This window comes from Kaistia granuli DSM 23481 (assembly GCF_000380505.1).
In the GTDB taxonomy this organism is placed as follows: Bacteria; Pseudomonadota; Alphaproteobacteria; order Rhizobiales; family Kaistiaceae; genus Kaistia; species Kaistia granuli.
Genome location: NZ_AQYH01000006.1, coordinates 191,839 through 214,479 on the forward strand (window position 1 = coordinate 191,839; position 22,641 = coordinate 214,479).

The 22,641-nt window shown below is 66.4% G+C and carries 20 protein-coding genes and 1 tRNA gene; 17 read left to right on the forward strand and 4 right to left on the reverse strand.

Going from position 1 to position 22,641, the window contains the following annotated elements:
- Positions 1–8: 8 nt before the first annotated feature.
- Positions 9–755 carry an SDR family NAD(P)-dependent oxidoreductase gene (locus tag G342_RS0108515; RefSeq protein WP_018182706.1) on the reverse strand — a complete coding sequence of 249 codons (747 nt, stop codon included), beginning with the start codon at positions 753–755 and terminating at the stop codon, positions 9–11.
- A 159-nt stretch (positions 756–914) separates the two neighbouring features.
- Here G342_RS0108515 and G342_RS0108520 point away from each other — a divergent pair, with 159 nt between their 5' ends.
- The 3 genes from G342_RS0108520 to G342_RS25220 all read left to right on the forward strand — a co-directional run bounded on the left by G342_RS0108520 (position 915) and on the right by G342_RS25220 (position 3,972).
- Positions 915–2,285, forward strand: coding sequence for a glutamate--cysteine ligase (locus G342_RS0108520; RefSeq protein WP_018182707.1), 1,371 nt, complete (start codon positions 915–917; stop codon positions 2,283–2,285).
- An 89-nt stretch (positions 2,286–2,374) separates the two neighbouring features.
- A complete protein-coding gene (locus G342_RS0108525) occupies positions 2,375–3,199 on the forward strand; it encodes a universal stress protein (protein WP_026304258.1) in 825 nt (274 codons plus the stop codon).
- An 80-nt stretch (positions 3,200–3,279) separates the two neighbouring features.
- Entirely contained in the window at positions 3,280–3,972 is a 693-nt protein-coding gene (locus tag G342_RS25220; RefSeq protein WP_018182709.1) for a DUF937 domain-containing protein, read from the forward strand.
- Between the two features lie 107 nt (positions 3,973–4,079).
- Here G342_RS25220 and G342_RS23635 read toward each other — a convergent pair whose 3' ends face one another.
- Positions 4,080–4,433, reverse strand: a complete 354-nt coding sequence (locus G342_RS23635; RefSeq protein ID WP_198010760.1) for a YjiS-like domain-containing protein — start codon at positions 4,431–4,433, stop codon at positions 4,080–4,082.
- Positions 4,434–4,699: 266 nt separating this feature from the next.
- Here G342_RS23635 and G342_RS0108540 point away from each other — a divergent pair, with 266 nt between their 5' ends.
- Complete coding sequence (locus tag G342_RS0108540) at positions 4,700–5,581, forward strand: LysR substrate-binding domain-containing protein (RefSeq protein ID WP_018182711.1); 882 nt, start codon at positions 4,700–4,702, stop codon at positions 5,579–5,581.
- A 73-nt stretch (positions 5,582–5,654) separates the two neighbouring features.
- On the opposite strand, the gene G342_RS25225 is transcribed toward G342_RS0108540, so the two are convergent.
- A complete protein-coding gene (locus G342_RS25225; protein ID WP_018182712.1) occupies positions 5,655–8,921 on the reverse strand; it encodes an ATP-binding protein in 3,267 nt (1,088 codons plus the stop codon).
- 355 nt (positions 8,922–9,276) lie between these two features.
- Here G342_RS25225 and G342_RS0108550 point away from each other — a divergent pair, with 355 nt between their 5' ends.
- The 13 genes from G342_RS0108550 (at position 9,277) to G342_RS0108615 (ending at position 20,964) form a co-directional block, all read left to right on the forward strand.
- Positions 9,277–9,657 (forward strand): phasin family protein, encoded by a 381-nt coding sequence (locus G342_RS0108550; RefSeq protein ID WP_018182713.1) that lies wholly within the window; start codon positions 9,277–9,279, stop codon positions 9,655–9,657.
- 262 nt (positions 9,658–9,919) lie between these two features.
- Complete coding sequence (locus G342_RS0108555; protein ID WP_018182714.1) at positions 9,920–10,420, forward strand: phasin family protein; 501 nt, start codon at positions 9,920–9,922, stop codon at positions 10,418–10,420.
- A 156-nt stretch (positions 10,421–10,576) separates the two neighbouring features.
- Positions 10,577–10,653, forward strand: a tRNA-His gene (locus tag G342_RS0108560).
- 400 nt (positions 10,654–11,053) lie between these two features.
- Positions 11,054–12,088, forward strand: a complete 1,035-nt coding sequence (locus tag G342_RS23645; RefSeq protein WP_018182716.1) for a LacI family DNA-binding transcriptional regulator — start codon at positions 11,054–11,056, stop codon at positions 12,086–12,088.
- A 211-nt stretch (positions 12,089–12,299) separates the two neighbouring features.
- A complete protein-coding gene (locus tag G342_RS0108575) occupies positions 12,300–13,376 on the forward strand; it encodes an ABC transporter ATP-binding protein (RefSeq protein WP_018182717.1) in 1,077 nt (358 codons plus the stop codon).
- Between the two features lie 84 nt (positions 13,377–13,460).
- Positions 13,461–14,837, forward strand: coding sequence for an ABC transporter substrate-binding protein (locus G342_RS0108580; protein WP_018182718.1), 1,377 nt, complete (start codon positions 13,461–13,463; stop codon positions 14,835–14,837).
- Between the two features lie 75 nt (positions 14,838–14,912).
- On the forward strand, positions 14,913–15,767 hold the full coding sequence (locus G342_RS0108585; RefSeq protein ID WP_040878494.1) for a carbohydrate ABC transporter permease: 855 nt from the start codon (positions 14,913–14,915) through the stop codon (positions 15,765–15,767).
- Positions 15,764–16,600 carry a carbohydrate ABC transporter permease gene (locus tag G342_RS0108590; RefSeq protein WP_018182720.1) on the forward strand — a complete coding sequence of 279 codons (837 nt, stop codon included), beginning with the start codon at positions 15,764–15,766 and terminating at the stop codon, positions 16,598–16,600. Before G342_RS0108585 ends, G342_RS0108590 begins: the two co-directional genes overlap by 4 nt.
- Positions 16,597–17,331: an SDR family NAD(P)-dependent oxidoreductase gene (locus G342_RS0108595; protein WP_018182721.1), complete on the forward strand. Its 735-nt coding sequence runs from the start codon at positions 16,597–16,599 to the stop codon at positions 17,329–17,331. Before G342_RS0108590 ends, G342_RS0108595 begins: the two co-directional genes overlap by 4 nt.
- Entirely contained in the window at positions 17,328–18,092 is a 765-nt protein-coding gene (locus tag G342_RS23650; protein WP_018182722.1) for a creatininase family protein, read from the forward strand. Before G342_RS0108595 ends, G342_RS23650 begins: the two co-directional genes overlap by 4 nt.
- Entirely contained in the window at positions 18,089–19,015 is a 927-nt protein-coding gene (locus G342_RS0108605) for a phosphotriesterase family protein (protein ID WP_018182723.1), read from the forward strand. The genes G342_RS23650 and G342_RS0108605 overlap by 4 nt, the downstream gene beginning before the upstream one ends.
- 6 nt (positions 19,016–19,021) lie before the next feature.
- Positions 19,022–20,515, forward strand: a complete 1,494-nt coding sequence (locus G342_RS23655) for a xylulokinase (protein ID WP_018182724.1) — start codon at positions 19,022–19,024, stop codon at positions 20,513–20,515.
- 98 nt (positions 20,516–20,613) lie between these two features.
- Positions 20,614–20,964 carry a RidA family protein gene (locus tag G342_RS0108615; protein WP_018182725.1) on the forward strand — a complete coding sequence of 117 codons (351 nt, stop codon included), beginning with the start codon at positions 20,614–20,616 and terminating at the stop codon, positions 20,962–20,964.
- 29 nt (positions 20,965–20,993) lie between these two features.
- On the opposite strand, the gene abc-f is transcribed toward G342_RS0108615, so the two are convergent.
- Complete coding sequence (gene abc-f, locus G342_RS0108620; RefSeq protein WP_018182726.1) at positions 20,994–22,622, reverse strand: ribosomal protection-like ABC-F family protein; 1,629 nt, start codon at positions 22,620–22,622, stop codon at positions 20,994–20,996.
- Positions 22,623–22,641 lie beyond the last annotated feature (19 nt).

Sequence of the window (22,641 nt, forward strand, 5' to 3'; positions counted from 1 at the left end):
GAGCCTTGTCAGACCATCCGCATGCTCATGCCGCCATCGATGACCAGTTGCTCGCCGGTGATGAACTCGTTGGTCAGCAATTCGACGGCCGCGGTCGCCACCTGCTCGGGCGAGCCAAAACGCTGCAGCGGAATGCGGTTGGCGAGGTTGTTGGCACGCGCTTCCGACGTCATCGCCTCGTGGAAACGGGTCTCGATGATGCCCGGGCAGATCGTGTTGACGCGGATACCCTCATGGCCGTGATCGCGGGCGAGCGCGCGCCCCATCTGCGGCAGCGCCCCCTTGACGGTCTGGTAGGCGACCGTGGCGGGGCAGCCTCGCAAACCGGCGACTGACGAAATCAGCAGCATCGCGCCACCCTGCTTCGCCAAGGCCGCATGGGCGGCGCGGAAGAGATGGAAGGGGGCGTGGACATGGACGCGGAAGGCATTCTCCCACGCCTGCGGCGAGACGGTCAGCGCCGTGCCGGGAACGGCGCCGCCGGCGGACGGGACGAGATAGTCGATCCGGCCGAACCGGGCGAGCGCCGCATCGACGATCGCCGGGGCGCTCGCCGGTTCGGCCGCGTCGGCCGCGTGGAAGAGGACGCCGGTGATGGCGCCGAGTTCCCGCAGCAGAACCTCCACCGGCTCGTCGCGATGCCGGCCGGACAGGACGAGATCGACGCCGCGCGCCGCCAGCGCCCGGGCGATCGCGGCGCCGATGCCCCGCGTTCCACCCGTTATGATTGCAACTTTCCTTGCCGAATCGCTCATGTGAATCCTCCTCAGATCATGGCTGGCCGTATCGTATCGGTGCACGGATTGGGTGCGCCGGTCCACCGGCGAACGGCGAGTTTCCGGGCCAATGCCCAGTCCATTGCCGTTCCGACGGCGCGCCGCTAAGGTGCCGCGCCTAATTGCTTCGGAGTACTCATGGCCCGCGACGCTACCGATTCCACAATCGTCGAATCGCGCGACGAACTTGTCGACGTGATTGCCAGCGGGTCAAAACCCAAGACGCAATGGCGGATCGGCACCGAACACGAGAAGTTCGGCTTCAACATCCAGGATCTGACGCCCGTTCCCTATGAGGGCGCGCATGGCATCGAGCGCATCCTGAGGTTGATGGAAGGCCTGCTCGGCTGGCAGCCGATCGAGGATCGCGGCCTGATCATCGGCCTCGTCGATCCGGTCGGTGGCGGCGCCATCTCGCTGGAGCCCGGCGGCCAGTTCGAGCTCTCGGGCGCGCCGCTCGAGACCATCCACCAGACCTGCCGCGAACTGCACGCGCATCTCGCCCAGGTGCGCGAATGCGCCGAGCCGCTCGGCGTCGGCTTCATCGGCCTTGGCACATCGCCGATCTGGTCGCTGGAAGAAACGCCGGTGATGCCGAAATCGCGCTACGAGATCATGGCGCGCTACATGCCGAAGGTCGGCACGCGCGGCCTCGACATGATGTTCCGCACCTCGACCGTGCAGGTGAATCTCGACTTCTCCGATGAAGCCGACATGGTCAAGAAGATGCGCGTGTCGCTGGCCCTGCAGCCGATCGCGACCGCCCTCTTCGCCAATTCGCCCTTCATCGACAATACCGCCAACGGGCTGCTGTCGAACCGCGCCGAGATCTGGCGCGACACCGACAACCAGCGCTCCGGCCTCATTCCCTTCGCGTTCGAGGAGGGCTTCGGCTTCGAGCGCTATGTCGACTGGGCGCTCGACGTGCCGATGTATTTCGTCAAGCGTGGCGACACCTATCACGACGTCGCCGGCCAGTCGTTCCGCGACCTGCTCAAGGGCGAGCTGCCGGGCCTGCCCGGCGAAGTGGCGACCCTGTCGGACTGGAACAACCACCTCACCACGCTGTTCCCCGATGTGCGGCTCAAGAAATACATCGAGATGCGCGGCGCCGATGCCGGGCCGTGGCGCACACTGACGGCTCTGCCGGCGCTCTGGGTCGGCCTGCTCTACGACCAGGCTTCGCTCGACGCCGCCTGGGAACTGGTCAGGGACTGGACGGCGGACGAGCGCCAGGCGCTGCGCGACGGCGTGCCCATGACGGCGCTCAAGACCCCGTTCCGCAACCGCACCGTGCGCGAAATCGCCCGCGAGATGGTCGAGATCGCCCGCAAGGGCCTCGCCGCCCGCAAACAATTGAACAGCGACGGCCATGACGAGACGGTCTATCTGCAGCCCGTCGAGGAGACGGTCGCCAGCGGGCTGACGCCGGCCGAGCGCCTGCTCGGCGAGTATCGGACGAGCTGGAACGGCGACATCCGCGAGGTCTTCCGCCGCCACGCCTATTAACCGCGCGCAGCATTTGATCCTTCTCAATCTCTTCGGGCAGAGTAGACTCTAGACTCGTCCGCAGATTGATCTTGGGAATGGAGCGCATCATGGACATCAAGGACATCAGCGTCGTCGTCGACCTCGCCGGAAATCGCCCCGCCGCGCGGGCGGCGGCGGACCTGGCGAAGCGTCTGGGGGCACATCTGACCGGGCTGTCGCTGGCCTATGATCCGATCGTTCCCGGCTATGCCGTCGCTCCCGTGCCGGCCGACTTCATGATCAGCGCCCGCAACCAGGCGCTGAAGGAAGCGGAAACGGCGATCGCGGCCTTCCACGCCATCGCGGCCGAGACCGGCATCGAGGCCGAGGCCCATCTCGTCGACGTGATGGCCGGCGGCGGGCTGGACGGCATCGTGCACGAGGTCCGCCTCGCCGATCTCGTCGTCATCGGCGAGGATGATCCCGAGCGGCCGGAGCCGGTGCGCGAGGCCCTGATCGAGGCGGTCCTGTTCAACGCCGGCGCGCCGCTGCTGATCGTGCCGCGCAACGGCCCGACGACGATCAATCCGGATCGCATCATGATCGCCTGGGACGGCACCATCACGGCATCGCGCGCCGTCCGCGCCGCCATGCCGTTCCTGAAGATGGCCAAGCATGTCGAGGTCGTCGTCGTCGACGACGGCAAGAAGCTGCCGACCGGCGAACGCCTCTGCGGCCATCTGCTACGCCACGGCATCGAGAGCAGCATCCGCAAGGTGCCCAATCCCGGCAAGGACGTCGCCAAGGCGATCCGGCAGGCGTCGATCGATGCCGATGCCGGCATCATCGTCATGGGCGCCTATGGCCATAGCCGCCTGCTCGAATGGATCCTCGGCGGCGCGACACGCGGCATGCTGACCGGGCTCGCCCTGCCGGTGCTGATGACGCACTGATCAACACGACGAGCAGTTTCGTTTGACGCGGACCGACCGCCGCGCCGATCATGATTGGGCGCGGCGGCAGGAGCAATCCGATGAAGACGATCTACGATCTGATGCTGGAGGCCCAGCAAGGCGCGTTCGCGTCGATGATGGCCAAGGAATTCGGCCTTTCGACTGACCAGCAGTCCAAGGCCTTCGAGGCAATGATGCCGGCGTTCTGGCAAGGCATGCGGCGCAGCGCTGCCGATCCGTTCGGCGTCGCCGCGTTCTGGCAACAGGTCGGCTCTGGCCAGTACAAATCCTATTTCGACAATCCCCTCGCCGCCCTGACGCCTTCGGCCAGGGCCGAGGGCGACGGCATGCTGGAGCGCATGTTCGGCTCGCCCGAGGTTGCCAAGGCGGTGGCGCTGCAGGTCGAGGCGACGACGGGGATCGCGCACGACGTCGTCCGCCGCATGATGCCCGTCATGGCCAACATGATGATGGGCGGGCTGCAGCGGCAGACGGAGACCTACGACAACCCGTTTCTCGCCATGATGCGCGACATGACCGGCGGCGCCGCGAAACCGAAACCCAAGCCGGCGCAGCGACCCGACCTCCCCTTTGTCACGCTAATGGAAAGCTTCCTCGGCAAGGAGAAGGAACCCGAGCCGGAGCCGGGCCCCATGAGCAACGAGGAAGTGATCGATCGCCTGTTCGACGCCGGCAAGAGCATGCAGGACAATTACCGCAAGTCGATGGAGATGATCTTCGACCGCTTCGCCGGGCCGGCCCAAAAGAGTTGAATGAAAAAGGCCCGCCACAGACGCGGCGGGCCAAGTTTCGGAACCGCAAGGGGATCAATGGGTTCCGGCTGCTGGGGTGAGCGGGGTGAAGGCGCGTCGTCGCGCCCTTAGGCCTTGCGCTGGTAGCGGGCGGACCCGCTGGCGCGCATCTGGGCGGCGTGCACCCGGCGGTCATGCGCCTGCGCCTCGTTGGCGAAACGGCGCTCCAGCGACCGCATCTGGAGCTGCGTCGAAGCATCCTCGTTGGCGCGCGTCGCCAGGGCGGAATAAACGTCGCCTTCCGTCAGGCCGATATCGCCAAGCATATGGGCATCCCACTCCAGCAGGCGGGCGACCGAACGGCGATTTTTCCAGACCTGGTAGCGCGCCACGACGGCGGCAAGGACAGCGGCGCCGAGCGCCGGAAGCGTGCGATTGCGCGCGGGGCGAACTTCGGTGGAAAAGGTCTCGCAAGTGCTCATGTCGGCCTCCATCGGGCAGGCGTGACAGGGTTCCTTCAAGCTCATTTGAAGGGGCTACCCGGCACGCGTCTTGGGAACGATTGAAAGATGCCACCTTGCGATTGATCATTCCAACGAATGTTTTTAATATCAGCCATTGGAATTGATGATGCATGACGCAGGGAATTCCTGCCCCTCGGATGACCCTCCGAAGCGCTGCCTGAATGCCCCGGGTTCCACCGGCGACATCAAAATCCCTGCTTCATGCATCCTGCGAGGAAACGCCGATGGCCAACATGCTCGACCTGGACCAGCTCCGGACTTTCGTGGCGATCGCCGATGCCGGCAGCTTCACGCGCGCCGCCGAGACGGTCCACAAGACGCAATCCGCTGTCTCGATGCAGATGCGCCGCCTCGAGGAAAGGTTGGGAAAGCCGATCTTCGGCCGCGACGGCCGTAGCGCCAAGCTGACGGAGGACGGCGAGCGCCTGCTCGGCTATGCGCGCCGGATGGTGCGCCTCTCCGACGAGACGATGGCGGCGTTCGACGACGACGAATTGACGGGCCGGGTGCGCCTCGGCACGCCGGATGATTATGCCGACCGCTTCCTGCCGGAGATCCTGGCGCGCTTCTCGCGCTCCAATCCGCGCGTCGAGGTGACGGTGGTCTGCGAGCCGACCGTGCAGCTGCTCGAATGCCTGCGCGCCGGCGAACTCGATCTCGGCATCATCACCAACATCAAGGGCACGCCGATGTCCGAGGTGGTGCGGCAGGAACCCCTGCTCTGGGTCGTCTCGAACCATCACCAGATCGAGCAGGAAGACGTGCTGCCGCTGGCGCTTGGCCGGGACACCTGCTGCTGGCGCAAATCGGCGATCGAGGCGCTCGGGCCGATCGGCCGGCGCTATCGCATCCTCTATTCGAGCAACAACTCGACCGCGATTTCCGCCGCCGTGCTGGCTGGCCTCGCCATCTCGGTCCTGCCGGAATCGGCGCTCCGGCCCGGCATGCGCGTCCTCGGCGAAGCCGACGGCTTCCCGCGCCTGCCGCCCTGCGAAATCGGACTGGTGCGCGCCTGGAACAAGCCCACGACACCGCTCGTCGATGCGCTCGCCGAACACATCGTGTCGTCGCTCGATAATCTCTCGATGCAGATCGCCGCCGAGTAAAGGGCCGCAAAAGCCGCCCACCCACCCCTCTCCCGGCAGCAGAGAGAAGCGTTCGTTTGAGAGGGGCCGACCGTCAGCCCACCAGGACCCGCGTCGACGGGAAGGTGACCCGGATCAGCGTCCCCTGCCCGACGGCGCTGTCGATCAGGAAGGCGGCGCGGTTCGCCTCAACCAGCGCCTTGGTGAGCGGCAGGCCGAGGCCGGTGCCGCCGCTGCGATGCTTGGCCGAGGTCGCGACCTGGCGGAACGGCATCAGGGCCGTCTCGACATCCTTCTCCGACATGCCGATGCCGGTATCGCGGATGCGCAGCGTGACTTCGCCCCGTTCCTCCAGCGCCGTCGACACGATCACCTGGCCACCGGCAAGCGTGAACTTGATCGCGTTGGAGACCAGGTTGAGCACGATCTGGCGGATCGAGCGCGGGTCGGCGACGATGCTCGGCACCTGGCTCGACAGGCTGGTGCGGATGATGATGCGCTCGCGATTGGCCTGCGGCTGCATCAGCGCCACGCATTCCATGACGATCTCGTTGAGCGCCACCGCCTCGAAATTCAGATCCATCTTGCCCGCCTCGATCTTCGACAGATCGAGCAGGTCGTTGAGCAGGCTCATCAGATGCGCGCCCGACACATGGATATCGCGCAGATATTCCTTGTAGCGGTCGGTGCCGATCGGGCCGAAGCGCTCCTCCATCATCACTTCCGAGAAGCCGATGATGGCATTGAGCGGCGTGCGGATCTCGTGGCTGATCTTGGCAAGGAAATCGGACTTCTGCATCGAAGCCGTCTCGGCCGCCCGGCGCGCGTTGATCAGCTCTTCCTCGGCGTTCTTCCACTGCGTGATGTCGCGCAGCACGGCGCAGAACTTGCCGGTTTCGCCGAGCCGACCCATCGTCATGAACAGCGGGATCAGCCCGCCCTGCGGCACGCGGCCGATCACTTCGCGGCCATCATTCAGGAGGCTGGCGACGCCGTTCTGGGCGAGGCCCTCCAAATAGTCGAGCGCCGACTTGCGGCTTTCCTCGGCGAGCAGATGGGTGAAGGGCAGGCCCGCGACATCACCCGTCTCGACGCCGAACAACGCCTCGGCGCTGCGATTGATACGAACGATCCGTCCTTCGGCGTCGACCACGGCCACGCCGTCGGTCGCCGTGTCGAGGATGGCTTCCAGCTCGGCGATCTTATGTCCGGCGGAAGCGAGGTCCGCCATCAACCGCGGATCCGGCACCGGGGGAGAAGGCGGCACATCGGCAACGGGTTCCGACACGACAGGCGGTACGGCCGCCTCGATGGCGCGGCGAGGCGCTTCGGCGTCTGGAGCCGGCGGCTCGACGATCGGGTTAGCAGGCTGTGACGTCGCCGCTGCCAGCACGGGTTCGACGGAGGCAACATCGGAAGCCGCGGGCTCGGGCTCCGGCGGCTGTTCCTCGATCGCCGGCAGTTCCGACTGCGGGCCCTCGGCAGTCGGCAATTCCGGCTGCGACTCGGCTGCGACAAACTCTTCGCTCGGCCCGACGGCAGACGGTTCAGCGGCGGTCGCGACCGCCTCGGGATCGGCGGCAGATACTTCGGACGTCACTGACTCGACCGGAGGTGTTTCGACCGTTGGCGCGTCCGCTTCGGGCGTCGGCGGCACCGGATCGACAGGGCCGACCTTGGCGCCGAGTGCCACGGCGATGCGCCGGAAGGCGTCCTGCTCCGGCATGGTCAGTCGCTCGACGTCGCCCGACGTGACGGACGAACGCGGCAGGCGGACGACATTGGTGGGCTCGGCCACCGGCTGCGGCTTCGGCAGCGTGACGACCGTCGAACGCTTCTCCTCGACCGGGACCGGCGGCTCGCGCCGGGCTTCGGACGGACGGATGACGCCGAAGCCGCGATAGCCCTCGAAAGCACGATCACGCGAAAAGGCCGGCAGCGCCGCGAGGTCGACGGATACGCGTTGGTCGACGCCGTCGACAGGCCAGCTCAGCGTCGCCCCGCTCCAGGTGTCGCGACGGGCGATCAGGGCGGCGATGGCCCCCTTTTCGTCCAACTCCCTGGCGGCGGCGACATCGCCCCAGCTCGCGCCAACGATCGCGGCCGAGACCGGTCCGACGACGGTCGCGAACTCGGGGGAGACGAAGCTGAAGCGGCCGGCCGCATCCATCTGGAAGACGAAACGGACGGGTCCGGTCGGCGGCGTGAAATGGAAAGCCGGCTCGGCGGCGGTCTCCACGACAGGCTCGACCATCGCCTCCTCTATCGAGCGGGACTGCGATCCGGCGTCGGAAGCGACGGGTTCGACCGGTTCGATCAGCGCGCTGGTCTCGCTCACCGCCTCGACGATATCCGCCATGGATAGCGGGGTGCGCGCATCGGATGCATCGTCCGGCGTCGCGGCGCTTTCGGTGACTTCGATCTCGGGCTCGGCAACCGAAATGTCCGAGTCCGGCCCGACGGCAGCCGCTTCTGAGGCCGGCTCGGTGATGGCGCCCTGCGTGTCGGCAGCGACCTCCGTCACGCTCTCGGGCTCCACCGACTCGACTTCGGTTAGCGTCAACTCATCCGCAACGGGATCCGATGCGGCCTCGGGCAGGACGGGCGCCGCCGGCTCGGCCACTTCGGCCGGCGAGACCGGAATCTCTTCTTCGACGACAGGAGGCGTCACCCGCGCCGGCTCCAGCACGACCTGCTCCGCCGGTCCGACCATCAGCAGATGGAACGGCTGGCCGTCCAGCTCGAAACGCGCGATGCCGGCCGGACGGCGGCCATCCTCGACGCGGATGGCGCGCTTGAACAGGCGATCCGGGCTGCGGCCGATGCCGGCGACAAGCCCTTCGATGGCGCTTTCGGCCGCCGTCAGGGCATCCAAGCCACCGGATGCCGCCACGACATCGCCGCTGGCGTCGAGAATGGCAACGAGGCAATCGGCGCCCACCACGGCGTCGGCGAGACGCTCGGCCCGCTCCACGACGGACGGCTGCGCGCCGCGCGGCGCTTCCAGCGCGATCAGGACGGCGCTGGCGCCATCGGCGAGGCGAATGCGCGTGCAGCTGGCAGCAAGGCTCTGCAGCCGGCCGTTCGCCACGAAGCTGATCCGCTCCAGCCGCGGCGCGTCGAGCGCCAGTGCGCGGGCGAAGCGGGCGATCTGGGTGGTAGAAGGCAGTGTTTCCGAGAAGCGGCGCTCCAGCAGGCCGTCCATGTCGGCGGCGCCGAAGAAACCGACGCCGGCGGCATTCGCCCAGAGCAGACGCCGGCCGTCCGCCGCCCAGACGAAGCTGGGGCGCGGCGACAGCAATGCCGATCCGACGGCCGGCAGCGCCGACAGATCGAGATAGGCAAGATTGCGTCCGCTCATTCCGCTGCCACTCTTCCCGCGATGCCGGCGCCTGTTGCCCGGCCATGCGTTTCAGGGCGCTCTTCGGCGCCCGTCCCGTCGCTCAACAAACGCAGTTTCGTCGTCCACGCGCCCGTTCCTTAGCGACAATCTAATATAGGTCGCAGGGGCTCCGGTCCACGAAACCGCCGGCCACCCCCTTATCTCTTGCATCAGGTGGTTAATGTCCTGCTCGTTTGAAAGCTTGGATGCGAACGATCCTCGCCGAAGCGGGCGGATCCTTGCCGATCCGGAAATCCCGGCCTGGCGACGGCTCGCCTTGCGTCCGCCCGTACAGGCTCTATTGTCGCAGTGTCATCCTAGCGGGAGCAAAACGATGGCCGACAAAACCGCGTTCGAAATTCCGGAACAAATGCGCGCTTTCGCCGACAAGAGCGTCGATCAGGCCAAGAAGGCGTTCGACGATTTCATGGGGGCCACCGCCAAGGCTGTCGAGAAATCGGAGACGTCGGCCAAGTCGATGCAGTCGAGTGCCCGCGACGTCAACCGTCAGGCACTGGCGTTTCTCGAGGCGAATGTCGCAGCGTCGTTCGACTTCGCCCAGCAGATGGTGCGGGCCCGCACGGTCGAGGAGATCGCCCAGATCCAGCAGGCCTTTCTGAAGAAGCAGGCCGAGGTCGCCCAGACCCAGACCCGGGACATCGCCGAAACGATGAGCAAGGCCGCGGCCGACGTTCAGCAGCAGGCCAAGAAATAGGCGACCTGCCCAGGCTCGACCCAACCGCATGGCGTCGCGGATGGCAATCCGCGCAAGGCGACGCCATCGCGCCGCTTCCGGCGGACAGTTTGCATACTAGAGCCTTGGAACCATTCGATTTTTGTGCATTGCAACAAAATGTTGCAATGCATCATGAACCGGCTTATATTCGGGTCAAGTCGATCGGAGTGGAATGGGTCCGAGGTCGAGATCCAGGATGAAGCTCCGCGACGGCCACAGAGCCCGAAGGAGACTTTCGTTCATGTCCGACACCACCGCCACCGCTCCGAAGAACGCCAAGGGTACCAAGGCTGCGAAGGGCTTCGACGCCCCGTTCGAGGCGTTCAACATTTCCATGCCGAGCGTCGAGATGCCGGCCGTGTTCCGCGACATAGCCGACAAGGCGGTTTCCGGTTCCAAGGAAGCCTATGCCAAGCTGAAGACCGCCGCCGAAGAGACGACGGAAGCGTTCGAGGACAGCTACGAGACGACGCGTTCAGGCCTTGTCGCCCTGACCCACAAGTCGCTCGATAATGCCAAGACCCATACCGACGCCACCTATGCCTTCGCCCGTGATTTCATGGCAGTGACTTCGTTCGCCGAAGCCGTGGAGTTGCAGGCCGCCTTCGCCCGCAAGCAGTTCGAGACGCTGACGGAGCAGTCGCGCGAGTTGCAGGCCTTCGCCCAGAAGTTCTCGACCGACGCCGTGCGCCCGGTGCGCCAGGGCGCCGAGAAGGCCTTCAAGGCTTTCCAGAACGGCTGAGCCGCGACCGGCAGGCCAACCTGCCCGGCTCTGGACGACCCGGCCCGGAAGCAATTCCGGGCCGTTTTTGCAAGCGAGCAAAGCTTCTGCGGATAAGTCGAATTCCGCACTTGAAACCCGCCAGCTTTGATTCTAGGTTCCGCTCGCTTTTGGCAGGCAGTTGTAGCTCAGTTGGTTAGAGCGTCGGATTGTGGCTCCGAAGGTCGGTGGTTCGAGCCCACCCAACTGTACCAAAGCATCCTCCCGCGCTCGAGCTCTCCTGCGTCGAGACGGACGCGCATCGAAGTTTCGCGCCCTCCGCCATCCGCTTAGATCTCCATGGATTAGCGCGACAGCCTCGACCCGTCCGCATACCGGCCCGGCAACTGCGAATGCGGCCAGCCGCGCGGCTGGGGTTAGCGGCCGGCTGGACAGCGCGCTTCGACATCGATGGTCGTGGTGGCCGCGCCACCTTGGTGACCGGTCTCGATGTCGCTGCAGTGCAGCCCCCCCAGCAACACGAATCTCAACTCACCGACAAGCCGCAATATGGGCTGAGCCGCCGCTATCGATTTGTCGGTGGAGCACAACAATGCTTGACCGCGGCCCGTGCTCCGGCCGAAATACAATCGGATCCATGACCTATCCAGAACGATGAAGAAATCCGACCAGCCGCGCCGCGCCACGCTTGCCGACATTGCCAAACACGCCGGTGTATCGCGCAGCCTCGCCTCGCTGGCGATCCGCGGCGAAGGCGCTGTGCGGCCGGAAACGCGCGAGCGGATCGTCGCCGCCGCGGCGGAACTGAACTACCAGCCCAACATGCATGCACGCTCGCTGGCGAGCGCCGACGCCGCCTATCTCGGCGTCGTCGTCGGCCAGATCGAGAACGGCCTGCAGGCCGAGATCGCCAAGACCGCCAGCCTGGTCGCCCGCGAGCAGGGCTACAGCGTGCTGCTGTCGATTGACGCCGACACGGATACGGACGCCGAAAACGCCATCCGCACCCTACTCGCCCACCGCGTCTCCGGCATCCTGCTGATCGGCGCGCCCTACGAGAAGAAGACGATCGCCCGCGTCGCGGAGTGGATCCCCGTCGTCTATGTCGGCCGCCTGCTCAAAGTGGTGAATGTCGACAGCGTCACCACCGACGACGTCACCGGCGGCATGATGGCGGTCGAGCATCTCGTCTCCCTCGGCCATCGCCGCATCGCCCATATCGACGGCGGCGCCTCGCCCGGCGCCGAGCGGCGGCGCGACGGCTATCGCGCCGCGATGCAGAAGCACGGGCTGGAGCGCGAGATCCGCATTCTCGACGGCGCCTATACGATCGACGCCGGCGCCGAAGCGGCGCGGCGGATCCTCGACGAGGCCGCGCCGCGCCCAACCGCCGTCTTCGCCTGCAACGACATGACGGCGATCGGCCTGATCAACGAATGCATGAAGAGCGGTATCTCCATTCCGGGCGGCCTCTCCGTCGTCGGCTATGACGACGTCACGCTCGCCGGCACCGAGACCCTGTCGCTAACCACGATCCATCAGTCGGCGCGCGATCTCGCCACGGCCGGCGTCGCCGCCATGATCGAGCGACTCAACGCCCCCGATGCGCCGGTGAGCAAGATCCTGGTGCCACCGCGCCTGGTGCCCCGGCGCTCGACCCGCCTCGCCTCGGTCGTCAGCGCCGCCTGAGCGCAGCGCGCCAATTCCGGCTATTTCCCTGGTCCGGCCCGCGACGCAAGGGTTCCCTCTGTGCGCGATGTTCGAATCAACACTGCGCCGGCTTGACAAGCCCGGCCGCATCCGGTGAGATCACATCTATTGGAGCGCTCCAATAAATCGATCGACCGCGCTGCGACCCGGCCACCGGGCCGGGCCTCTATTGCCAGAAAGACGGGGAAACATGGTCGCCATCCGGATCACCGGCGTCACCAAGAGCTTTGGCGAAGTGCCCGTGCTGCGCGGCATCGATCTCGAGATCGGCCATTCCGAATTTGTCGTCTTCGTCGGCCCGTCCGGTTGCGGCAAGTCCACCCTGCTGCGCGTTATCGCCGGCCTCGAACAGGCGACTTCCGGCGACATCCACTTCGACGACCGCCGGATCACCGATGTGGCGCCGGCAAAGCGCGGCGTCGCCATGGTGTTCCAGTCCTACGCGCTCTATCCGCACATGACGGTCGCCGAGAACATGACGATGAGCCTGCGGCTCGCCGGCGTGCCGAAGCCGGAACGTCGTCGCCGGGCCGAAGAGGTGGCGAAGATGCTGCAGCTGACGCCGCTGCTCGACCGCAAGCCGGCGGCGCTTTCCGGCGGCCAGCGCCAGCGCGTTGCCATCGGCCGAGCCATCGTGCGCCAGCCGGACGTGTTCCTATTCGACGAGCCGCTGTCGAATCTCGACGCCGCACTCCGGGTCGAGACCCGCGTCGGCATCACCAAGCTGCACCGCACGCTCGGCAACACCATGATCTACGTCACACACGACCAGGTCGAGGCGATGACCATGGCCGACCGCATCGTCATCCTCGACCAGGGCCGCGTTGCCCAGGTCGGCACGCCGCTGGAGCTCTATCGTCGCCCGGCCAACGCCTTCGTCGCCGGCTTCCTCGGCTCGCCGAAGATGAACTTCATCAAGGCCGACGAGATCTCGCGCAGCGGCAGCTCGATCCGCCTCAAGCTCGCCAGCGGTTCCGACATCGAGGTCAACGCCGCCGCGACCGACAAGGTGGCGTTGTTCGGCATTCGACCGGAGCATCTCACAGTCGCCAATGAAGGTCCGATCGCCGGCACCGTCGCCGCCGTCGAGCACCTCGGCAGCGAAACGCTGATTTATGTCGAGACGAGCGCCGACACGCTGATCGTCAAGGCGGGCGAGAACGCCACCACGCAGCCGGGCGACCGCGTGAATCTGCGGCCCGAGCCGAACGCCATCCATCTTTTCGCCGCCGACGGACGTTCCGTCGCCGGCGCGCCGAACCACTGACCGGGACTGCCACCAAGAACGCAGACCGGACTACACCAGCCGCCCGGACCAACCAGACGGGCGAACCAGAACGGGAGATCCTCCATGCTGAAAAAGCTTCTGACAGGCGGCTCCGCCGCGCTCGTCGCCGGATTGCTCGCCTCTGCGGCGCCGGCCCAGGCCGAGACGACGATCAATGTCGTCGGCTTCGGCGCCGGCTTTGCCTGGGCCGATCTGTTCGGTCCCTCGGGCACCGAGAAGACCCAGGCGCTGCTCGACTTCGAGAAGAAGGAAGGCATCGTCATCAACATGGAATATGCCGACGAGGACGTGGCGCGCCAGAAGGTGCTGCTCGATCTCGTCAACGGCACCGGCAACTACGATCTCGTCATGCTCGGCAGCGACGGCGCCGTGCAGACTTATTCCGCCGCCGGCTATCTCGAGCCCCTCGACGGCTATGCCGACAAGGCGACCGACTATTTCGACGCCAAGAAGGTCTACGCCCCCTTCCTCGAAGCCAACCGCGTCGACGGCCAGCTCTGGGGCCTGCCCTACTACTCGTTCGGCGCCGGCGTCCTCTACCGCAAGGACATCTTCGACAAATACGGCATCACCAGCTTCCCGAAGACCACCGAGGAGCTCGAGAAGGCTCTGCAGACGGTCAAGGACGGCCTCGCCAAGGACGGCATCACCGACGTCTATCCGCTGACCATGCGCGGCGCGCCGGGCGAAGAGCCGTCGCTCGACCTGACCGGCTTCGTCTATGCCTATGCTGGCGATTCCGCCTGGTTCGAGGGCGGCGCCGACACGCCGGCCAAGATCAAGGAAACCGGCGCCAAGCCCGATTTCACCGGCAAGTTCAAGCCCGGCTTCGATACCTTCGTGCGCTGGTCGAAGGAGTTCGGCCCGCCCGGCATCGCGACCCACACCTGGGTCGACATGATGAACCTCTATGCCCAGGGCAAGGCCGTCGTGCTGATGCCGTCGGCGATCAACGGCTTCGCCGGTCTCGGCAGCTCCGAAGTCGCCGCCGTCAAGGAGAACAGCGTCTTCGCCCCGTCGCCCGTCGGCCCGTCCGGCAAGGCGATCCAGAGCTTCTGGACCTTCTCGGTCGGCATGAGCAAATACGCCAAGGACAAGGAGGCCGCCTACAAGGCGCTCGCCTTCCTGACCAGCCAGCCCGTGATGGAAAACTTCGCGACCCAGATCGGCTGGCCCTACACGACCTATCCGGAAATCATGCATGGTCCGATCCTGACCGGTAAGTGGCCGAAGGAGACGCTCGACGCGATCGAGGCCTCGTTCAACGACGCCGAACCGCATTACTTCCCCTACATCCCCGAGCTGACCGAGTTCATGGACAAGATCGGCACCGCCGCGTCGGAATCGATCTCCGGCTCGACCACGACCGACGAGGCGCTGAACAACCTCCAGGTCTGGGCGACCGACCGCATGGAGCGGGCCGGCTACTACAAGAAGTAACGGGTCCGTCCCGATCCCAACGGGCCGGCGCTTGCGCCGGCCCTCTCTCCCCGATGGCCTGAGGTTCGCGGCAAGATGTTGCAAGACTGGCGCTTTTGGTTCCTGGCTCCGATGGTGCTCGCGCTCGGAATCGTGGTGCTGTTCCCATCGGGCTATCTCGTCTGGATGAGCGTGACGCACTGGATCGTCACCGATCCCAGCGTCTATTTCGATGGCGTCCAGAACTTCGCGACCCTGTTCAGGTCGGCGAGCTTCGCCTCGGCCGTGCAGGTGACGGCGCTCTATCTCGTGCTGTCGACGATCCTGATGCTGATCCTCGCCTTCGGACTGGCGCTGGCACTCTCCGGTCCCAATTCGCCAGGCTTCATCCGCGCCATCGTCGTCATGCCGCTGGTCATTCCGCCCGTCGTTGCCGGCTTCACCTGGCGCTTCCTGATGAATGGCGAGATGGGTTTTCTCGGCGCCTTCGTGCTGCCGAATGTCGGCATCACAACCAACATGCTGGCCAACCCGACCGGTGCGCTGATCTCGATCGTCATCGCCGACGTCTGGAGCCGCACGCCCTTCATGTTCCTGATCTTCCTGGCGGCGCTGCAGGCGATCCCGCGCGACCACTACGAGGCGATCCGCCTCGATGGCGCCAGCGCGCTGCAGGAATTCTGGCTTGTGACGCTGCCGATGATGCGCAGCGCCGTCGTCATCGCCCTCCTGTTCCGCGTCATCGACGCGCTCAACACCTTCGAGCTGATCTACGTGATGACCAAGGGCGGCCCCGGCCGTTCGACCCAGACGCTGTCGCTGCTCGGCTGGAAGACCGCCTTCCAGGGCTTCGACTTCGGCGGCGCCGCCGCCCTCGGCGTCGTCATGCTGGTCGTCACGACCGTCTGCGCCTCGATCGTCTATCGCCGCTTCCTGAGGATGCCGTCATGAGCCATTCGGGTCCCGCCGGACAGAATCCGTTCGCCCGCCTCGGCCGCCTGGCCTTCCTGGGCGCGACGCTGGTCTTCGTGCTGCTGCCGATCGCCTGGCTGGCGCTTGGTTCGCTGAAGACCCGCAACGAGGCCTTGGCGTTGCCGCCCAAGCTGATCTTCACGCCGGACTTCTCCGCCTACCAGAAGATCGTCGCGCAGGGCTTCCTCGGTGCTTTCGGCAACAGCCTGACCATCGCCCTCAGCAATGTCGTGCTGACGCTTCTGCTCGGTACGCCGGCCGCCTATGCGCTGACCCGCATCCGCGGCAAGGTGCAGGACAACCTCTCCTTCTGGGTGTTGTCGATCCGCATGGCGCCGCTCTTCGCCGTCATCCTGCCGCTCTACGTGCTGTTCAAGTCGATCGGCCTGCTCGACACGCGCTTCGCCGTCTCGCTGGCGCATCTCACCATCACGCTGCCGCTCGCGGTCTGGATGCTGATGACCTATTTCCGCAGCGTGCCGGAGGATCTCGACCAGGCGGCGATGCTGGACGGCGCCACGCATCTGCAGATCCTGCTGCTCGTCATCGTGCCGATCGCCCGGCCGATGCTGGCCTCGGTCGCGATCGTCGTCTTCATCCTGTCGTGGAATGAGTTCCTGCTCGCCTTCATCCTGACCTCGCGCGGCTCGCAGACCGTGCCGGTCGCCGTGGCGTCGCTCGCCGGCACCATGTCGTTCGACTGGCCGCTGATCGCCGCCGTCTCGGTCTGCTCGATGATCCCGGCTCTGCTCTTCGTCGGCTTCGCCCAGCGCCATATCGTCTCCGGCCTCGCCTCGGGAGCGGTGAAATGAGCCGCCGTCACATCGTCATCACCGGAGCTGCGCGCGGCATAGGCCGGGCGCTCGCCGAACGCTTCCTCGCCGAAGGCTGGCTCGTCACCGGCATCGACCTCGGCGGCGCGGCGCTCGCCGATTCGACCTATCGCCACGCCGTCGCCGACATCACGGACGAACCCGCTTTCGACGCGGCGCTGGAAGCGGCATGGGACCGGACCCCGGTCTCCGCCGTCATCGGCAACGCGGCGCTGACGGACCTCGCCCATCGCGCCGCGATCGACCTGCCCTATGCCGACTGGCAGCGCATCCTGCGCGTCAATGTCGATGGCGCGTTCCTGACCGGCCGGCTCGCCGGCCGCCGCATGGCGGCGCAGGGCCACGGCAACATCGTCTTCGTCACGTCCTCGCTCGCCTTCCTCGACCAGGCCAAGGCCGAGGACGCGCCCTATTGCACGTCGAAGAGCGGCGTCGAGATGCTGGCCCGCGTGCTGGCGCTCGAACTCGGCCCGAACGGTGTCAACGTCAACACGCTGTTCCCCTCGGTGAAAATCGATACCGGCTTCTTCGCGCACCTTACCGAGACCGAGCGGGCCGAGCTGGCGCCGCCTTCCATCCTCGACCCGGCCGCCCTCTGGCTGGCCGGCCGCGCGCCCGGCTACCGCGGCCCGGTCTCGATCGACCAGGAACGCTACGACGCCGATCCCGCCTATCGGGCGAGCCTCACCCAGGAGGATAAAGCCGCATGAGCGAACCGATGTTCCTCGACGCCGGCCGCGCCACGCTGCCGGAAATCGAACGCTTCATCGAGCGCGTGCCCTTCGCCATCCTGCCCGTCGGCTCGACCGAGCAGCATGGCCCGCACCTGCCGACCAACACCGACACGCTGATCGCCGAACGGATGGCACTCGAGATCGCCAAGAAGAGCTGTGGGCTGGTCCTGCCGGCGGTGCCGCTCGGCTATGCCTGGGTCTGGCGCGACGTGCCGGCGACGCTGACGCTGCGCTTCGACACCTATATGCGCATGATCCGCGACGTCGCCGAGAGCCTCGACCGCTGGGGCATCCACGCCGTCTACGTCGTCTCGGGCCATGGCTCCAACCCGCAGCCGATCAAGCATGCGCTGCGCGAGCTGATCCACGACCAGCTCGACATCAAGATGCTCTACGGCATGTATGGCGGCCTCAAGGAGATGCTCGCCGAGGCCGACAGCAAGCCCTGGCACGACGACATCCACGCCGAGGAAATCGAGACTTCACTGATGCTGGCGATCGCGCCGGAACTGGTCCACATGGACCGCGCTGCGGCCGACTATCCGCCGGTGCCGCCCGACTACGGCAAGTCGGAGCTCTCGATGGGAAATTTCATGCGTACCGGTGTGTTCGGCGACCCGACATCGGCCACCGCCGAAAAGGGTGAGCGCTGGATTTCGCTTGCCGCCGACCGTTCCGCCACCCTCTGGCAGGGCTTTCTCGCCCGGCACGGCCTGATCCCAGGAGAAGACAAATGACTGAAATCATGACCGTCAACGGGCCGATCACGCCCGACCAGCTCGGCATCACCGATTATCACGAGCATCTCTATGTCGAGCCGCCGACCTGGCTGCATAGCAAGGACCCCGACTTCGCGCTCGACTCGGTTGAAAAGTCGGCCGAAGAGCTGCAGAGCTTCGCCAAGGCCGGCGGCCGCACCCTCTGCGAACTGACCGCCGTCGATTTCGGCCGTAACGTCGGCAAGATCAAGGCGATCGCCGACAAGGTGCCCGAGGTCAACGTCATCATGACCGCCGGCTACAACCGGCCGCATTACATGGGCCGCTGGGGCCATGCCGTCGCTGAAGCCGACATGATCCGCGACACGGTGCGCGACCTAACGGTCGGCATCGACGGCACCGACATCAAGGCCGGCATCATCAAGTGCGGCACGGAATACAATAATTTCAACGAGATGGGTCAGAAGCTCGTCCGTGTCGCCGCCGCCGCCTATCGCGAGACCGGCCGACCGGTGATCACCCACACCACCGCCGGCACGATGGGCTACGAGCAGTCGGACCTTCTGATCGAGCAGGGCGTCGACGCGCACCGCATCGCGCTCAGCCACATGGACCGCAATCCCGACGCCCCCGAACACAAGCGCATCGCGGCGATGGGCGTCTATATTGGCTATGACAGCTTCGGCAAGTCGAAATACGGCCCGGAAAGCCGCCGCGTCGCGCTGCTGCGCGACATGATCGATAGCGGCTACGGCCAGCGCCTGCTGATCGGTAACGATCTCGGCCGGCCGAGCTACTGGCGCGCCTATGGCGGCGGCCCCGGCCTCGACTTCGTGCTTACCTCGTTCCGCGCCCGCTTGCTGCAGGAAGGCTTCACCGAGGCCGAGCTGACCATGCTGTTCATCGACAATCCCCGTCGCTTTTTCGCCGGCGAGCGCTGATCCGACATGCAGGCAACGCTTGGCATCGATATCGGGACCTCGGCGGTCAAGGTGGTGGTCGTCGGTGGCGACGGGTCCGTTTTGGCCCGCGCCAGCCGGCCCTATCCGACCCGCACGCCGGCCTCCGGCTTTGTCGAGCAATCGGCCGAAGACTGGTGGGCGGCGACCTGCGCCGCCTGCCGCGATGCGCTCGGGCAGGCTGACGGCACGACAATCGCCGGTGTCGGCCTGTCGGGGCAGTTGAACGGCTTCGTGCTGCTCGACGCGGAGGACCGCATCCTCGGTGAGGCGATCATCTGGCTCGATACCCGCGCGGTGGCGGAGGCACGGGATCTCGACCAGCGCCTCGGCGACCTCCTGCGCCAGCGCGCCGCCACCGAACTGAATCCGATCGCCGTGCTTTCCAAGCTCGCCTGGCTGGCGAGGCACGAGCCCGACCGGCTCGCCCGGACGCGACGCGTCCTGCTGGTCAAGGATTTCATTCTCTGGAAACTGACCGGCGTCGAGGCGACCGACCCTTCGGATGGCTCCGCCACCGGCCTGATGGATGTCGAGACATCGAGCTGGATCGCCGAACTGGCGGACGCCGCCGGCTTCGATCCGAAGATCCTGCCGGCGATCCTGCCCGCCTGCGCCATCGCCGGCGCGGTCACGGAAGACGCCAGCGCAGCAACCGGCCTCGCAGCCGGGACGCCGGTGGTCCCCGGTGGCGGCGACGTCGCGGCCTTGGCCGTCGGCTGTGGCGTGGTGGAACCGGGCGTGCTCGGCGTCACCCTCGGCACCGCCGGCCATGTCGTGCTTTCGGAAGCCGGCCTGCCAGCCGCCCGTACGCATCGGGGCTTCTGGCACATCAGCCACGCCGAACCGGGCCTCTCGATCTGGCTTGGTCTCGTCATGAGCGGCGGCCTCAGCCTCGCCTGGCTGCACCGGCTGCTGTCGTCCTGGCGCGACACACCGTTGAAGTTCGAGGACATGGTCGCCTTCAGCACCGAGGTTCCGCCCGGCGCGCGCGGCCTTGCCTTCGCGCCCTTCCTCGAAGGCGCCGCGACCCCCTACTCCGCCCCGGAAGCGCGCGCAGCCTTCTCCGGCCTCTCCTCATCACATGGCGCCGCCGAGATGGTCGTCGCCGTTATGGAGGGCGTCGCCTTCAACGTCCGCCAGTCGGTCGAGATGTTCCAGGCGCTCGGTGGCCATGTCGACGAGATCCGCGTCGCCGAGGGCGGGGCCCGCGTCGACCGCTGGTGCCAGATCCTGGCCGACGTGCTGCAGCGGCCGCTGGTGCGCATCGAGGAACTCGACGCCTCCAGCGTCGGTGCGGCGCTGATGGCACAGGTCGGTCTCGGCGCCGGCACACTCTCCGACGTGGTCGGGCGCACCGTCGCGTTCGGCCAGCGCTTCGAGCCGGATCCCGGCCGCGCCCCGTCCTATGCCGAAGCCTACCGCCGCTATCTCGACCTCGCCGGCCATACCGTCGGAATCCCGCCGCCACAGTCGGCCTAGACCGCCCCAAACCCATCCGCGCCGACCGGCGGGGCCCTGCCCTCGCCGGAACGATGCCTCACGCCGACACCCCGTCGCGCCAAGACAAGGAAATCTCGATGACCATCACCCGGATCGAACCCGGCCCGCGCATGAGCAACGCCGTCATCCACAACGGCGTCGTCTATCTCTCCGGCCTGGTCGGACGCGACGGCGAGGATGTCGCGTCGCAGACGCGCGCCGCACTCGCCGATGTCGATCGCCTGCTGGCGCTCGCCGGCACCAGCAAGTCGCATCTGATCTCGGCGACGATCTGGCTCGCCGACATCCGCGATTTCCAGGCGATGAACGCCGTCTGGGACGCCTGGGTCGATCCGGCCGCCACGCCCGCCCGCGCCACCGGCGAGGCCCGCCTTGCCAAGGACAAGTACCGCGTCGAGGTGATGATCACCGCCGCCCTGCCCGGCTGAAGCGCGACAGGAGGCGCTCCGGGGCCCGGCTAGCTTGCCGGATGCAGCCCCGGCGCCTCGCTGCCGGTGCTGGCGACATATTCGGTGTAGCCGCCGCCATATTGGTGGATGCCATCCGGCGTCAGTTCCAGCACGCGATTGGAGAGCGCCGCCAGGAAATGGCGGTCATGCGAGACGAAGATCATCGTGCCTTCGAACTCCGACAGCGCCGCAATCAGCATCTCCTTCGTCGCCATATCCAGATGGTTGGTCGGCTCGTCGAGAACGAGGAAGTTCGGCGGGTCGAACAGCATCTTGGCCATGACCAGGCGGGCCTTCTCGCCGCCCGACAGCACGCGGCAGCGCTTGTCGATATCGTCGCCGGAAAAGCCGAAGCAGCCGGCGAGCGCCCGGAGTGAGCCCTGGCCGGCCTGCGGGAACGATCCTTCCAGCGACTCGAACACCGTCTCGTCACCGTCGAGCAGTTCCATCGAGTGCTGCGCGAAATAGCCCATCTTCACGCTACCGCCGAGCGTCACGCTGCCCTGATCCGGCTCGGACGCCCCCGTCACCAGCTTCAGCAGCGTGGACTTTCCCGCGCCGTTGACGCCCAGGATGCACCAGCGCTCCTTGCGCTGGACCTGGAAATCCAGCCCGGCATAGATCGACTGCGCGCCATAGCCCTTGTGCACGTTCTTGAGGCTGACGACGTCGTCACCGGAGCGCGGCGCCGGGCGGAATTCGAACTGCACGGACTGGCGGCGACGCGGCGGTTCGATCCGGTCGATCTTCTCCAGCTTCTTCACTCGGCTCTGCACCTGGGCGGCGTGGGAGGCGCGCGCCTTGAACCGTTCGATGAACTTGATCTCCTTGGCGAGCATGGCCTGCTGGCGCTCGAACTGCGCCTGGCGCTGCTTCTCGCCGAGCGCGCGCTGCTGCTCGTAGAAGTCATAGTTGCCGGCATAGGTGGTGAGCGAGCCGCCGTCGATCTCGACCACCTTGTTGACGATGCGGTTCATGAACTCACGGTCATGCGACGTCATCAGCAAGATGCCGTCATAGCCCTTGAGGAATTCCTCCAGCCAGATCAGGCTCTCCAGATCAAGATGGTTGCTCGGCTCGTCGAGCAACATGCCGTCGGGGCGCATGAGCAGGATGCGGGCGAGCGCCACACGCATCTTCCAGCCGCCCGACAGAGCGCCGACATCGCCGTCCATCCGCTCTTCACTGAAGCGCAGCCCCGCGAGAACCTCGCGCGCGCGGCCCTCCAACGCATAACCGTCCAGTTCCTCGAAACGGCCCTGAACGTCGCCATAGCGCGCGACGATGGCGTCCATCTCGTCCATCCGGTCCGGATCCGCCATGGCGGCCTCGAGCTCGGCCATCTCGGCCGCCAGCTCGCTGACCGGCCCGGCGCCGTCCATCACCGCCGATACGGCGCTGCGGCCCGACATCTCGCCGACATCCTGGCTGAAATAGCCGATGCTGACGCCCGGATCGATCGACACCTGGCCGTCATCCGGCTTCTCCTCACCCGTCACCATCCGGAACAGCGTGGTCTTGCCGGCGCCATTGGGGCCGACGAGGCCGACCTTCTCGCCCTTCTGCAGTCCCATCGAGGCATCGATGAACAGGATCTGGTGGCCGTTCTGCTTGCTGATGTTATCGAGACGAATCATGGGTCCGCGGCGTCTGGGA